Annotated in this window: 10 protein-coding genes; 1 reads left to right on the top strand and 9 read right to left on the bottom strand. The window is 41.7% G+C overall.

Going from position 1 to position 14,837, the window contains the following annotated elements:
• Positions 1-70 precede the first annotated feature (70 nt).
• The 4 genes from LX64_RS03555 to LX64_RS03540 form a co-directional block, all read right to left on the bottom strand.
• On the bottom strand, positions 71-1,474 hold the full coding sequence (locus LX64_RS03555) for a RagB/SusD family nutrient uptake outer membrane protein (protein WP_111596210.1): 1,404 nt from the start codon (positions 1,472-1,474) through the stop codon (positions 71-73).
• 26 nt (positions 1,475-1,500) lie between these two features.
• Positions 1,501-4,590 carry a SusC/RagA family TonB-linked outer membrane protein gene (locus LX64_RS03550; protein ID WP_111596209.1) on the bottom strand — a complete coding sequence of 1,030 codons (3,090 nt, stop codon included), beginning with the start codon at positions 4,588-4,590 and terminating at the stop codon, positions 1,501-1,503.
• A gap of 254 nt (positions 4,591-4,844) precedes the next feature.
• Complete coding sequence (locus tag LX64_RS03545; protein ID WP_211324719.1) at positions 4,845-7,736, bottom strand: ligand-binding sensor domain-containing protein; 2,892 nt, start codon at positions 7,734-7,736, stop codon at positions 4,845-4,847.
• Between the two features lie 213 nt (positions 7,737-7,949).
• Complete coding sequence (locus tag LX64_RS03540; protein WP_111596208.1) at positions 7,950-8,804, bottom strand: tetratricopeptide repeat protein; 855 nt, start codon at positions 8,802-8,804, stop codon at positions 7,950-7,952.
• 48 nt (positions 8,805-8,852) lie between these two features.
• Between LX64_RS03540 and LX64_RS03535 the strand changes: the two genes are divergently transcribed.
• Positions 8,853-9,347 carry a hypothetical protein gene (locus LX64_RS03535; protein WP_111596207.1) on the top strand — a complete coding sequence of 165 codons (495 nt, stop codon included), beginning with the start codon at positions 8,853-8,855 and terminating at the stop codon, positions 9,345-9,347.
• Here the strand turns inward: LX64_RS03535 and LX64_RS03530 are convergent, their stop codons facing one another.
• The 5 genes from LX64_RS03530 to LX64_RS03510 all read right to left on the bottom strand — a co-directional run bounded on the left by LX64_RS03530 (position 9,348) and on the right by LX64_RS03510 (position 14,830).
• Positions 9,348-9,722 carry an ASCH domain-containing protein gene (locus LX64_RS03530; protein ID WP_111596206.1) on the bottom strand — a complete coding sequence of 125 codons (375 nt, stop codon included), beginning with the start codon at positions 9,720-9,722 and terminating at the stop codon, positions 9,348-9,350. It abuts the gene before it with no gap.
• 81 nt (positions 9,723-9,803) lie between these two features.
• Complete coding sequence (locus LX64_RS03525) at positions 9,804-11,123, bottom strand: hypothetical protein (protein WP_111596205.1); 1,320 nt, start codon at positions 11,121-11,123, stop codon at positions 9,804-9,806.
• Positions 11,124-11,236: 113 nt separating this feature from the next.
• Positions 11,237-12,385, bottom strand: a complete 1,149-nt coding sequence (locus tag LX64_RS03520; protein WP_111596204.1) for a TlpA disulfide reductase family protein — start codon at positions 12,383-12,385, stop codon at positions 11,237-11,239.
• A gap of 17 nt (positions 12,386-12,402) precedes the next feature.
• Positions 12,403-13,344 carry a hypothetical protein gene (locus tag LX64_RS03515; RefSeq protein ID WP_148707178.1) on the bottom strand — a complete coding sequence of 314 codons (942 nt, stop codon included), beginning with the start codon at positions 13,342-13,344 and terminating at the stop codon, positions 12,403-12,405.
• 73 nt (positions 13,345-13,417) lie between these two features.
• On the bottom strand, positions 13,418-14,830 hold the full coding sequence (locus LX64_RS03510; RefSeq protein WP_111596202.1) for a PKD-like family lipoprotein: 1,413 nt from the start codon (positions 14,828-14,830) through the stop codon (positions 13,418-13,420).
• Between the last annotated feature and the right edge of the window lie 7 nt (positions 14,831-14,837).

Here is a 14,837-nt window from a genome sequence, read left to right as displayed (position 1 = left end):
TGGTATTTCATAAAACAAACAAGGCTGTTGATTTTTCAACAGCCTTGTAGATTGTAAACTTCACCACCGGTTAGTTTGGATCATACCCGGTATTCTGCGGTTTTAAGTTTGGATTCAGATCTATTTCAAATTGGGGGACTGGAAATAGTACATGAAAAGCTTTAATATTAGTCGTTCCTTTTGCTGTTAAAGTGCTCACCAATTTGTCGGTTCTAACTAAGTCGAACCAACGATGACCTTCAAAGCATAACTCTAACCTTCTTTCTTGGAAGATAGAGTCGCGGAGTTGTGCTTGCGATAAATTCTGGAAATCTGGTAAGCCGGCACGCTTGCGGATACTGTTCACCGCTTTATAAGCAGCGTTATCATTCACTGGAACGTGTACTTCGTTGTATGCTTCCGCCGCAATCAATACCACATCGGCATAACGCATCAAAGGATAGTTGTTATCCGATTGGTTCTCTGTTTTAGCATCTGCATCAATCCATTTGTTACAATAGTATTTATTATCCGTTCCTTTTGTGAAAAACACCTCGCGGCGTTTATCTGCCGGGTTAAAGGCATCGTATAATTCTTGCGTAGGTTGGAATGAACCGAAACCACGACCACCTACCGAGTTGTTCTCTTGTGCAAAGAAGGCAATTAAGTTACCTCCTTGGTTATTAGGACCACTCATGAATTGTGCATCAAAAATGGCTTCTTTACCAAACTCGTTTTTAATATCGAATACATCAGCATAGTTATCCCACAAACCATACCCCATACTTGGCGCCATTACTTCTGCCGCTTTATCGTATGCTAATTGGTATTGTTTAGTGGTTAAATAAGCACTAGCCAAAAATGCTTTGGCAGCACCTTTCGTAGCCCGGCCTTGGTCGGCACCTGTATATGAAATAGGCAATACTTCTTCCGCATCCTTCAAATCCAAAATGATTTGTTCGTACACTTTAGCGCGTGGATCGCGTTTTGGATAGGTTAATTTATCCAAAGAAGCAGTAGCCGTTACCATTAAAGGCAAGTCTCCAAATAAACGCGTTAAATGGAAGTAATAGAAAGCACGTAAGAACTTCGCTTCACCCACTAAGCGGGCACGCAAAGTTTCGTCCATATTAATCTTCGGTACATAATCGATCACGAAGTTACAGTTGTGAATACCTTGGTAAAATGTTTGCCAAGTTTCGCGGAGAATCACGTTCTGAGAATTATGCACATAGTTATCCAATTGGATACGATCGGCATTATTCGGTAACGGGAACATGTTATCGGTCGTAATCTCTCCCAAAATCGCGTAGTTTCTTGCTACGAAGCCGTTATTACGAACCGATGAATAAGCCGCTGTTACAGCTGCAATAGCATCGTTACGGGTTTTATAGAAAATCTCGGGTGAAATAAATGTATATGGCGTTTCGTCTAATTTCGCGCAACTGCTGGCAGTAATCGCCAAGATGCCCAATATATATGCAATACGTTTCATAATGTTCTTTTTGATGTTGCTAATTTTTACAATCCAATGTTCAAACCAACTAAGTAAATTTTCGCAGCAGGGTAGCTACCATAATCAGTACCCATACTCAAGTTATCCTGGCCAAAACGGCTTACTTCCGGATCAAATCCAGAGTACTTCGTCCATGTAGCTAGGTTCTGACCGCTTACATAGATTTTTACACTCGTCATGTTTACACGCTTTAACCATTTTTCAGGCAAGTTGTAACCCAATTGAATATTACGTAAACGTAAGTACGAACCATCCTCTACTTGCCTATCCGTAATTTGATAAGGTTGACCGCTTGAGTTAGCACGAGGAATTGTTTTACTTGGATTAGTTGGCGTCCAACGATCTAATACAGCCGTTGATTGGTTCGCAACACCTGTCATAGATTCCTGTTCGAATCGGTTTAAGTTGAAGATGCTATTGCCTTGTACTCCTTGGAAGAATACCGATAAATCAAACCCTTTGTAAGAGAAGTTATTGGTAAAACCGTAAGTGAAATCAGGTTGTGCTTTACCAAGAATCACGCGATCGGCAGTAGAAATCACACCATCACCTGTTACGTCTACGAAACGACGATCACCTGGTTTAGCATTCTTCTGCGCAGAGTTTTTGATCTCGTCGGCATTTTGGAAAATACCATCTGTTTTATACCCGAAGAACACACCAATAGGCGAGCCTACACGTAAAATACCAGAGTTACCCAATTGCAAGTGACCACTCGCTTGGCCAGAAGGAATATCACCTTTCACGTTACCCAAATCCATAATCTCGTTACGGTTAAAGGCAATGTTGAAATTCGTATTCCACTGGAATTTACCCGTAACGTTGGTAGTATTCAAAGAGAATTCCAAACCTTGGTTACGCACTTTACCTACGTTCTGTAACGATGTAAAGTAACCAGATGTAATCGGCAAGGAAATGTTATACAACAAATCGCGGGTATCTTTCTGGTAAACATCTACCGTTACTTCTACGCGGCTGTTAAACATCGATAAATCAAACCCGAAATCCAATTGCGCCGTTGTTTCCCATTTCAAGTTAGGGTTACCAATACGGTTCGGTGCATAACCCACCGATAACACATTACCAAAGTTGTAATTCTGTACCGATAAAGAACCCAATGATTGGTACTGACCAATCTCTTGGTTACCCGTTAAACCATAGCTGGCACGGATTTTCAAGTCATCAATTGTTTCAATCGATTGCATAAATGGCTCTTTAGAAAGGCGCCATGCAAGTGACCCAGATGGGAAGAAGGCATTTTTATTACCCGCACCAAAACGAGAAGATCCATCGACACGACCCGTTAATGTTACCAAGTATTTATCCCTGAAACCATAGTTTACACGGGCGATGTAAGAACGTAAAGCCCAGTCGTTTTTACCAGAAGCACCAATGTTCGTTTGCTGTGCTGTACCGATATTATTTTCCTTGAGAATGTCGTTCGAGAAGTTTTGTGCATTCGCTGTCACTGTTTCAAAATTCGCAGTTTGGAATGTGTAACCTACGGTTGCATAAACTTTGTGAATTTTATTGAAGGTTCTATTGAAGTTCAAGGTGTTTTCATTCAACCATTCACCGTACTGTGTAGCATTAATAGACGCTCTACCATTGTTAGCAGCACCTGCATATACGTTACGTGTTTGGTAGAAGTTGTTCTTACCATAGTTAATCGTAGCACCCAACAATGTTTTAATCGTTAAGCCTTCGATGATTTTGTATTCACCTGTTACGTTACCGAGGAAACGGCTCGTTGTAGTTTTGTTGGTTGTTTCCATGGCTAAAGCTACCGGGTTACTAATCAAAATACCACCAGGACGGTTGTTCATGGTGTACGAACCATCGGCATTGTAAATTGGAACGGTAGGAGAGAAAATTAATGCTCCATATACAACACCGGCATTACCACCACCATCGCCATCAGTATTTACAGAACGGCCACGAGAGAACGCGCCGGTCATGCTAGTACTAATTTTGAAACGATCGCTTACTTGTTGATCGAGGTTCATTCTAATGGTACCACGACCGAAGCCCGAGTTGATAACAATACCTTCTTGACCGAAATAGCTACCGCTAACGGCGTACTGGGTTTTATCGTTACCACCGGAGAAAGTCAACTGGTAGTTTTGCATAGGCGCATCGCGGAAAATAGCATCTTGCCAATCGGTTCCTTTGCCGAGTGCAGCAATTTGTGCATCGGTGAAGGCGAGTGGTTTGGGTGTGTAGTTGGGATTAGCCGCGAGGTTGTCTGCATTGTTGTTAGCGATACCTTCGTTGATCAACTTGGCGAATTGGGTAGCATCGAGCATGTCTAATTTCTTACGTACTTTTTGCACACCGTAGTAGCTTTCGAAGTTGATATTATTGCGACCAGCTTTACCTCTTTTCGTGGTAATGATGATAACACCATTTGCACCACGGGAACCATAGATAGCTGTAGCAGAAGCATCTTTTAAAATCTCCATGCTTTCGATATCATTCGGGTTTAGGGTGGGACCGCTTTCGTTGTACAATGGATAGCCATCTATTACGTATAACGGTTCGTTACCTCCTTGGATAGAGTTACCACCGCGAATACGGATAGTCATACCACCACCTGGTGCGTTCGATGATTGTGATACTTTTACACCTGCTGCTCTACCGGCCAATGCCTGGGATAAAGAAGCGGCTGGTGTAGCTTTGATGTCTTTGGCACTTACAGAAGAAATAGACCCCGTGATGTCGGATTTACGCATCGTACCATAACCTACTACCACTACTTGGTCCAAGGTTTTTTCCGATACTTGTAACGTTACATCTATGGTAGCTCTACCATTCACCGGTACTTCTAAAGTATTGTACCCAATAAAGCTAAAAATCAAAGTGGGATTAGCGCCGGTAACATTCACGGTGAATTTACCGGTTTCGTTGGAGGCTGCCCCGGAAGAAGTTCCTTTCTCGCGTACAATAACACCCGGTAAGGATTCTCCCCTATCGTTCTTTACCGTACCCGATACTTGCCGGGATTGTGCCAATAATTGCAGCGGTAACATAATAGCTGCAAACAAAAGCAAGGCACATGTGATGCGCCCCACCTGGAAACGTGAAATTTTTTTCATAATTGGAATGAATTGTAATCAGTTAAATTTTACGTGGCCGATTCGTTTTGTTTGGTTTGTTGTTTGTGTGGACTAATTATTAGTGTTGTTTCAGTTTTATACGTTCGAATTAAAAATAGATAGAAGAGTTTTTGCAATCGATAGCATATACCACTACAAAGACACTACAACCAGGAAAAATCTTGAAAACGCTACGCTTTCCTGGCCCTACAACTCCTCTACATGCTTCTTAAAGTATTATGAAAATCAATGCATTACACCTTCTGCTCTTTCGGAAGATGCATTAAAAACTCCGATAAGTTGGTATCCGGCATTAATTGCAATTTCTTCCGCAGGCGGTACCTCGCAATCTCCACTGCCTTCAAGGTTATATTCAATAGTTGCGCAATTTCCTTGGTCGACAAATTCATTCTCAGGTAAGCACACAGTTTCAAATCGTTAGGTGTCACTTCCGGGAACAATCTTTTCAAGTCATTGAAAAAGTCGAAGTTCACGTTGTTGAAATGGATGGAAAACTGGTCCCAATCTTCGTTACTTTTCTCTACTTCCCGTATTTGTTTCAACAAATTCCGGAAGGCCGGCGTATGCTCTCCTGAATCTAATTTCATGAGCGCCGTGATGTTGTCTTTGATTTTTTTTAACACCTCTCCCCTTTGTACCAAGTTGATCGTCATGGTCAATAATTCGGAATTTTTGAAACTTATGTCAGTTTCAAGTTTTTGGTTTTTTAGTTGGATGATTTCTTTCTCATTTCTATCTAACTCCAATTGGTGCAAATACCGTAAATGCGCTTGCTCGGCTCGGTGCTTCTTCTTTTGCCAACGGAGTATATAATATAAGAGCGCCACCAAGGCCACTACATAAATTAAATACATCAATATACTATCGTACCAAGCGGCTCCTACTTCAAATGTGTAGGACACCACGCTCGATTCGCTCCCCCAGTTATTCCTTGCCTTTACTTTAAACGTATAATCACCCGGCGGCAGGTTCGTATAGTCTTTTTCACTCCTATTCGTCCATGCCGACCAGTTTTCATCAAATCCTTCTAACTGGTAACTGAATTCTATATTGCGTAGCTGCTCGTACATAGTCGACGCAAACTCGAAATGCACTGCGTTATTTTTATGCGATAAATAAGGCGGCTTCTTACTATTAGGTGCACCATAGCCACCGTATAAAGTGCTATCATTCGCCCCGGGTAATCGCACTTGGCCAATATGCACATCTGGACGGGCAGTTTGATTGCGGTATTTCTTATAATTAACGTGTATAATACCTTTATTTCCCGCAATGAATATGTTTTCATCATTCCACGAATAAATCGACTCATAGCCGCCTAAAGTTAGTCCTGCTAGTTCCGGGAAATCGACCAGGGTATACGGGTGACTTTTAGTAGGTTTTGAAAAGTCGATTACACCCGTGCGTTTATTACTAATGAACCAGATGTTTCCTTGTTTGTCTTCGTGGAGGTATTGGATTTTCCGGTTTTTAAATATCCCGTTGAGTAGCGCGCTTTCCTCGAATTTTTGCTTGGCAGGGTTGTATTCGTATACCCCTTTTTGCGCCGTTACTACAATCCTGTTTTTTACTCTATATATATAATTATCCCGGTCGGCCGGTAACCCGGCATTTTGCCCCAACAAGGTAGATCGCTGAATCTTCGACAAGTCGGGCGTTAAATCAATTTTATAAATACCGTGGTTCGGGTGTGAAGCCCATACTGTGCTGCCGGCATTATCAAAAGAGATAAACCGCAGCGATGCAGGTACACCTTGCAATTGCCCGTGGTCTTCGAAACTTGTACCGTTGAACTTAATATGTCGTAAGCCGGTGTAAGTGCCCGCAATAATATCCTTTGCAGGAAATACTTGGCTACCCGGCCTAAATTGCCAAGAGCCTGTGCCTGTGTACAAACGCGAGGCCGCCTGGTTTTTCACAACCATGGCACCTTCTTCATGACCAATAAATAAATGATCATTCAACTCTTCCAAGCTCCATATTTGCCCGGTGGTGTTCGGTACTTCGAAGAATTTACTATCGGATAAACTTAAGTCACCCTTAGTTATATCGAGCTTTGTAGCGTATAACCCGTTAGAAGTGCCTACATAAAGGTGGTTTTGGAAAATGCGCGTGGCGTAGCCTGTTACCTGCTTCCTTTTATCGGGGTAAATAAACTTCACCGCGCTATTGATCGCCACTTGGTCGATACCGTCATCTAAACCGATCCACAGGTTCTTATTCCGGTCGAGCAACATGCTACGGGTGTTATTCTTTTGCAGTCCTTCTGCGTATGCAAACGTTTGCACTAAATGACCAAATTTATCGATGATAAATACGCCGTTAGCATTACTCCCAAGGGCCAACCACTCGTCGTTTACCCTTTGTGCACAATAAATACGATCGTTATGCAAACGTTCGTCTATTTCAGTCACTTTTTTTGTAATTTCTTCTTGGTGAAGGAGATATAAACCTTTCTTGAGGGTTACTACGAGGTTGGTATCTTTGCCATAAGGTAAAATAGCCGAGATAGGGGTTTGAATAAGATCGGGATTGTTACCGATAGGTTTCCAAGTACCATGGTCGAACTTCAACAAGCCTGCGCCGTATTCCTGGGCGTACACTTGGTTGTTCGATAAACCCATATAAGCCCACTTATTATTGGGTTTATATACTTTTATCACCCCGTCTTTCAACAAGAATATGCTGTTCTTAGAATGGAAGAAGATACTGCCATCGTGCTCAAGAATACTCCAAATATCAGAAAACTGCTTTTCGCCCGCCGGTACTAAATGGTTAAAGGAATGGTATTGCAAACGGCCCTGTTGATCGGGCGAGAAATACCCCAATTCATCTTGGCCGCCCACGTAAATCTTGCCATCACTACCTACTTTCACAGCACGCACGATGGTTTGATTGGGCAAAGGGTATTTGCGCCAGAATTTGCCGTCGAATGTTAATAAACCTTCGCTATTTCCAAAATAAAGAATACCGCTTTGATCTTGCGCAATCGACCAGTTTTGTACCCCGGCTTTATAGTCGTAACTATGATAGTTAACAACTTGCGGCAACGCAGTTTGATTTTGACCATAGCTGCCGGCTACGAAAAATAGCAGCAACCATGTAGTTAACGTGGAATACCTCAATCTTAAACGTTTTGGTTGATAAAAGGCTATGCGTTCATAACGAATATACATCAACGCCATTCAAAACGCAATACTAACTCAAAAAAAGTATTGATTCTCTTTAAGTTGTACAGATTTTGGATGTCGATAAGAAGAAAGACCTTGGCGGGGGTCTGCTTTACTCTTCGACTGAAAAATTAAGTGAAAAATGTGTATCGAAAAAAATTTTTTTGGTTAACGACAGGTCCCAGCCGGTATAAAATTCGTACTAAAGCCCGGTACAACATTGTTGGCATCGGCTAAAGCAAATTCCTTACAAGCTTCTTTCTTTTTATTCAATTTTAGGTAAATTCTACCGCGGTTTAAATAAGCATAACTATTACGAGGGTACACTTTTAAGCTTTCCTCTATCATCTCCATTCCTCCTTTTACATCGCCAAGCATGGCCTTAGAGTAACCAATATTATTGAGAACCGAGCCCCTTAGAATATAATCATCAGTTTTCTTCAATGCTATCTCTCCATATTTTATAGCCATTTTATAGTCGCCCTTTTCGCCATATATATAATTTAATGTAAGTAGGATACCTGCTTCTTCCATCTTTTTTTGTCGATATATGCTCTCTAATCGTTTGATCCCTTCATCATATCGTTTTTGCATACACAATGCAAGTCCAAGGTAATACATGGCCAGGGAACGATTAGGAAACTCCTTGTCTACTACAATAAGTATTTGTTCACATTTTTTATATTTCCTTAACCTGTAATTATTCGACCCCATCTCTAACATGGCTATGATATAATAGTTAATATCTCTTTTCTTATCTACCATATTGAGTACTTGGGTATAGTATTGGTTAGATTGGCTGAACTGATCGATATTTCTACTTAACCATCCCAATTGTAAAGTTGCATCTAAATTTTTACCGGCTAAAGGCTTCAACTTATTAATAGCAGCTGGAATTCTCTCTCTAGGTATAGTATCTAATTTATTTGAGCAGGCTTCCACAAGAGCTGTTTCCGGGAATTTATCTTGCGCAATAGTTTGCATACTACAAAGTGCCAGTAAGGCAAGTAAGATATATTTCATATAGTTAGGGTATCAAAGCACAAGATATAATTTTATTACTTTTGATACATGCACATCGATCCAAATACTGGGAATTTTACCATCACAAACAATGTTATCATCTCACCAAGTTTGATGCGTAGCACTTTTTTGGAGATGGTGGAAGGTTTGGGATTTGAAAACTGGACTTCATCGGATCGGTATACCTCCTATCTCTTACGCAATTTCGAGCAAGGGGAATGGAATATTATTATTTGGTTTGCTGATGAACAAGTTACCCACGCCTCTATCAGCCCCGGTAGTAAATATACATTCGAACCTTGGGCTATGTCGCCCGAAGAAAAGACTTGTGTGAAAGCCCAGTTAAAAGCCCTGGGTGGTGCTATGAAGAAAAGTTGGGGTTCTCTTTCGTATAATGAAGACATAAAGAGCGGGTTTGTAGATATCGTTCTATTATACCGATCGCCAACTGTACCCGCTCCAATTAAAAAATTATTCGAGCAATCTGAAAGTACCAGCGGCACTTTGCATAAGCTAGTGGGGAAGATTTGGAAAAGGCGGTAGTTAATCCCAGTACATAAATGATTGTGGCGTCACAAATTGCGCATTCATGTCTTTGGGATCAATTGGTTCAGCATACAATATCGGCGATCCTATTTTAATAGCATAAGCTTTATCACGCCCATCAAAATAAGACTTAAAAAAGTCATATTGTACACCAGAAAACTCCTTCGTTTTATTCCAAATTGCTTTGGGAGAACTTGTCAAAATGTCTTCAATCAAAAATTCACCTACAATTCTACCAACAGGCATTGTAGCATAGACTACAATTTTATTAACATCTTTATTAGTAAATATGGCTTTTCTATACTCAAACTTCTTTTCGCCACTAAATATTTTCTCAACAAATTCTGGCTTAATCGATAATAATACACGCATTAATTTCTTCCTTTACCTTGATAGTTGTATTTGAGAAGTCAAAAGTATATTGAAAGTATATAGTTATTATAATAAACTTCTCTACTCATTAAACGTCTTCTTCACAAACCCCGATACATCCACCTCCACAGCTTTCAACTGTTTCTCCAATGCTGCTACACTCCTATCAAACACTTCCCGTGTAACGCCTTCATTCTCCCTTCCTGTCAAGTAAATTTTAAATGTTGTTGGCCGGTGCTTTACTTGTGCTAACATCATATGCATGCCTGGAAATGTTTCACTAATGGGGGTATACACATCTTTCACATCGTACACTGGAATGGCCGTGGTCATGTCGAACACAGGGAACTTCGAAGAATCTACCGGGCCGGGATTGCGCCTGCGATCGTAGCCGTTAATAATATGTAGTGTAGAATCGTATACTCGGAAATACAAGGTCGTGTTGGCACTATCATTCATATTCAAGATCGTTTTCGTCATGGGTTTAAAAGTACGACCACTGATGACGATCGTTTTGTATGCAAAAGAATCGGGATGTTGAATATACTTTTCTAAACTATCATTCGCCATTTGGTTTCTGAACATTTCTATGCCCGTTACATCCACAACGGCTACATCCGGTAACATCACTAACTTAGCGGCTGTATCATTCGTGTATAAATACATTGCGCCTTGTGAACGTACAAATGAATCTATCACGGCTTTCGAACGATCAATATTCTCTTCGTAACGTGCGCGTTGCTCCATGGCATATTTAGCGAAATCAGGCTCTTTTCTTTTGAAGAGATCTTTACCACACGTACGAATAAATGCAGTAATAGCAAACACCGCTGTAACGGGTATCATCCATGTAGGACGTTTATTACGCGCTGTACTTTGCTGGGCTTGGCGACTTAATGCTCCTTCCGGGATATTGGTTGCCGATGGTTCATTGACGATATAAGTGAATGGATTTTTCTTTTCAAACTTCAATAGCTCCATTGTTAACTGGGCCGTAAAGCGTTCGAATTGTATAATATCTTCTTCATTGTTAAACAAATTCGCCCGGTAAGAAAGTAACCAAGTTGCTTTCTTGCCATTCTTCAAGCTCAGTTTTAACGAAGGCTTCGGCAACCAAACCGAGTTATGGATCTTCACAATATCGCTATAAGCAATGTTTCCATATACCAACGAATCAAACCCATCACGCGTAAAAACGATCTCATCTTTCCCCCGCCTATTACGCAATAATAAAATCATACCCACCACCAACGGCACTACCATCGAAAGCGCAAACAACCAAGCCGAGCGAGGATACCAATAGGCTACCGAAATACCAAGAAAAATAGGCACAACAATTACTAATACAAAATATAGCCAGGGAGTAGGCTTCTGGAAGCTAAAACTAAGCGGGTTTCTCATCTCTGCAATCGATTAATGGAACCCCGAATATAAAAAAAATTCCCCAGCCGAAGAACGACCGGGGATTACATGTTTATCAACCAAATCAATGGCTGTAATTGATGGTAGTGAACTTAGTTAGCAAAAATGGTGGCAAGCTTCTTGTTCAATTCCTCGCCACGTAAGCTGATAGCCATAATGTTGCCATCCTTATCGAGGAGGTAATTAGCCGGTACCGCGCGTACGCCGTATAAACGACCTACCTCGTTGTTCCAACCTTTCAAGTCACTCACATGAATCCACGGTAAGCCATCTTTTGCAATGGCTTCTTGCCACTTATCTTTCTTATCATCCAATGAAACCCCGATGATCTCGAAACCCTTATCTTTATATACCGCGTATTGCTCGCGCAAATTAGGGTTCTCGGCACGACAAGGTCCGCACCAGCTAGCCCAGAATTCTACCAACACGGTTTTGCCTTTCAAGCTGGCTAATGAAACAGGTTTGCCATTCACATCTTGCTGCGTAAAACCAGGCGCTTTCGCTCCCAACTTAATGGTTTTAGCGGCTTCGATACGCTGGCCCACTTCTTTCCCAAAATCCATCTCTTTCAACCAAGGAGCCATGGCTTTAAAGATCGGTTCAATACGGGGGACATCCACATTTCCACCCGCACCTTCCGACAAGGCCACCATACCGAAGTACGAGTTAGGATTCGCTTTCGCGAATAACACTTGCTTTTCGTTGCGCGCGTTGATGCTATTTCTGAACATGGTGTTGACCTTATTTACATACACCGTATCTTTCTGCTGTTCGGGTGTAAGTGCCGAGAATGCTGCGTTTGCTGCCTTCGTTAAATCCATGATCGTACCCCCAATTTGCTTGTTGTACGCTTGGTAATCGTTATACACTTTTGAACCAGTGAAAACGGCTGTTGCCAATGAATCTTTCGAAGTGATAGTTATTTTTTCTTTACCGAAGTAGAAGTATATAACATCACCTGCATACACTGCTTTGCTTTTACCTCCTACACCGTCGTGGTTCAATGCCAACCTCGCATAAGAATAACCCGCACTTTGACCGGCGAATTTGAATTCCCCGTTCACTAAAGTGGCAGAATCTTCAACGGTAGTGCCGTTATCCATGAAATCGATGTACGCCTTAGCAGGTGCGTTCAATTGACCAATTTTACCGGAAATGGTAAAAGGTGATTTTTGAATGGCTGCTTGTCCAAATGCCAATGCAGGCAATATACTAGCGGCCGCGAATAATATTCTTTTCATAAATGGTTTCCTTAATCTTAGTATTTAATGTTCGGGTAATCTTCTTTTGCATTGATGAGCTGTTGCTCATTTTCCATGGTCCAATCGAAAGCAATCTTTGCTTGTGCTTTTAAATCTGCACCGGCAGCACCACTCATGAAATGCACAAACTCCCCGAGGTTAAGATCTTCCGTATATTCTTTGAAGCCTTCCCAGTTGATTTTTGTATGCACGTTTTCTGATATGCTCTTCATGTACTTTACAAGTAACTGTGTTTTGCCATACTTCATGTACAATGGATACCACCAATCTCTAAACCAGTAATTACGACGGTTCGGATTTGGATAGTTCACGCCATTGGTTTGGCCATTCCTGATCACTTCTTGTGCCCAATCGTTCCATCCCATCGCTAAGAATGTGTCGAAAATCACAATGTCGGCGAATTGGCTATCTCCCCATAATTTAGCAGAAGGAGAACCTTTAATGCCATAGCTGGAACCTTCAATGATATGACTTACCTCGTGCGTCATTACTGCCATCATCGTCATGGTATCTTGCCATACACTTGATGTAGCTACAAGCATGTTGCGGTAATTCACTGTACCATCCATGTAACCTGCTAAGGTGGCAAAGAACACGCCGCCTGGTTCTAAATACTCTGGGCCATGTGCAAATACCAATAAGCGTCCATCTTCACCATAGGCGCCGTATGTAGCTTTCGTGTATTTCCATACTTTGTTCATATTAGGACCCGCCCAACGTACAATATTCGAATCCACATCAGAAGCTAGGTACACCGCTACTTGATCATCTAAATACGCACGGTGCATTTCCGATCTAAAGTCCCACCATTTTTCACGAATTACTTCAGGTGCGAACTCCACTTTCGTGGTGGCTTCATTTGTATCATCTTTTTCGCACGACGCCAACATGCTCATCGCCACGGCGCAAATGCTGAATATTTTTAGGTATAATTTCATGATTGCTTGTTTGATTACGCTTCATTTATCAACACCGGTGTAGGCGATGTATCACGTACACCGGTGTTTGTATTTACTTGCGAATAATAATATCGACCGGCTCGCCTGGGATACCTTTCACACGGCTAACAATTGGCCCGTTTTGGCCTACGCTTACATCCAATTTCAACACTTCCCCGTCAATACCGGCTGTTAACTCGGTACCGGCTAAGTTCAATTGAATCATCGTTACTTTCTTACCACCGAAGTTGGCATCCAGTGCGCGTAAATCTTCGTTCACTGGGTTGTAGCGGTAGATCTTATCGTTGGAAGTGAAGTAGAAGATATCTACTGCACTACGTTGCCATTTGGTAGTAGCCGTCACTAAATCAGAGCCTTTGAATACACGTTTGTGAATAGGCTTAATAGCACGTTGTGCATAGTTGGCCATATCAACCGACATGGCATATTCATACACTTTACCGTCGGCTGCTTTAAAGTAAGCATACGATGGGCCCATTACAGCTTGCATAAAGATCAATTCACCGGCTTCAATGCTTTTCGGGTTGAAAGCCGCTGCTGTTACCGTGTAATCGCTACCCATGTAGTTACCACCACCGTCGAACGATACAAACGCACGGCTCTTCATATCAAATCCAAAGTAGAACACCGGTGTGCGAGAGAAGTATTTCGACAAGGTATAATCGCCCGGCACCATGCTAGAGAACTTACCAAAATCTGGTGCAAACGGAGCCGTTTGTGTTACAGAGAGGTATAGTTTGTTATTAATGATACCTGTTGGCACCCCCATAGAACCTTCAAAGTATTGGGTAACCATGGGTGTAGGTGCTTTGAAAAACTGCTCGATAAACGTGCGTTTTTTCAACATTGTACTACCATCTAGGATGATGCTAGGATGAGTTTCATCTTCACAGATTACCCACATATCTTCTACCGTATTGGCTTGGTACGCTAATGGCTTAGCATACAATTGCACCGGTTTTGAAGGAAGGTTTTCGTTGTGAAGGTTGAAGTACAAGTTCGCGTTTACTGTGCTATCAGGACGAATAAACGACAACTTTGTAACGCCATTATCGAGGCTCAATACAGCAGTACCTTTCGAGAACTGCGTACCACCCATAACTTTGAACTTATAGAAGTATTTAAGTTGGTTACGTTTATCGGTAATGGTTAAACGCGCATTACGTTCCATGGGTTTTAAATTGTACACCATGCGTAATGGGTAACCTGTATAGGTTTCGGCACGTGCCTCTTCCGCTACAATAATTTCCCAATAGTATTCTAAGTCTTTTAATGGATCGCCACCTTCTAACTTTACGTCTGGACTGATGATCAAAGAATCACCCACCATCGCGTTCACGGTCGAATCCACAAAATTTTTAATCACCGGTTCTGTCGGCGGGGTGTAGGTATAATTCCCCAAATCTTTCTTACACGCACCCATTCCTACGGCCACCAAAAAAAGGATATATACGAAGTGTTTCATAAGCAAT

Origin of the sequence: Chitinophaga skermanii, assembly GCF_003259335.1 — a bacterium.
In the GTDB taxonomy this organism is placed as follows: Bacteria; Bacteroidota; Bacteroidia; order Chitinophagales; family Chitinophagaceae; genus Chitinophaga; species Chitinophaga skermanii.
Note: the sequence above shows the minus strand (reverse complement) of the source record. Positions and strands in the feature narration are given on the sequence as shown.

What these genes read in the sequence shown, in the direction of transcription:
- LX64_RS03555 (WP_111596210.1), bottom strand. Translation starts at nt 1,474, where the DNA reads ATGAAACGTATTGCATATATATTGGGCATCTTGGCGATTACTGCCAGC.
- LX64_RS03550 (WP_111596209.1), bottom strand. Translation starts at nt 4,590, where the DNA reads ATGAAAAAAATTTCACGTTTCCAGGTGGGGCGCATCACATGTGCCTTG.
- LX64_RS03540 (WP_111596208.1), bottom strand. Translation starts at nt 8,804, where the DNA reads ATGAAATATATCTTACTTGCCTTACTGGCACTTTGTAGTATGCAAACT.
- LX64_RS03535 (WP_111596207.1), top strand. Translation starts at nt 8,853, where the DNA reads ATGCACATCGATCCAAATACTGGGAATTTTACCATCACAAACAATGTT.
- LX64_RS03530 (WP_111596206.1), bottom strand. Translation starts at nt 9,722, where the DNA reads ATGCGTGTATTATTATCGATTAAGCCAGAATTTGTTGAGAAAATATTT.
- LX64_RS03525 (WP_111596205.1), bottom strand. Translation starts at nt 11,123, where the DNA reads ATGAGAAACCCGCTTAGTTTTAGCTTCCAGAAGCCTACTCCCTGGCTA.
- LX64_RS03520 (WP_111596204.1), bottom strand. Translation starts at nt 12,385, where the DNA reads ATGAAAAGAATATTATTCGCGGCCGCTAGTATATTGCCTGCATTGGCA.
- LX64_RS03515 (WP_148707178.1), bottom strand. Translation starts at nt 13,344, where the DNA reads ATGAAATTATACCTAAAAATATTCAGCATTTGCGCCGTGGCGATGAGC.
- LX64_RS03510 (WP_111596202.1), bottom strand. Translation starts at nt 14,830, where the DNA reads ATGAAACACTTCGTATATATCCTTTTTTTGGTGGCCGTAGGAATGGGT.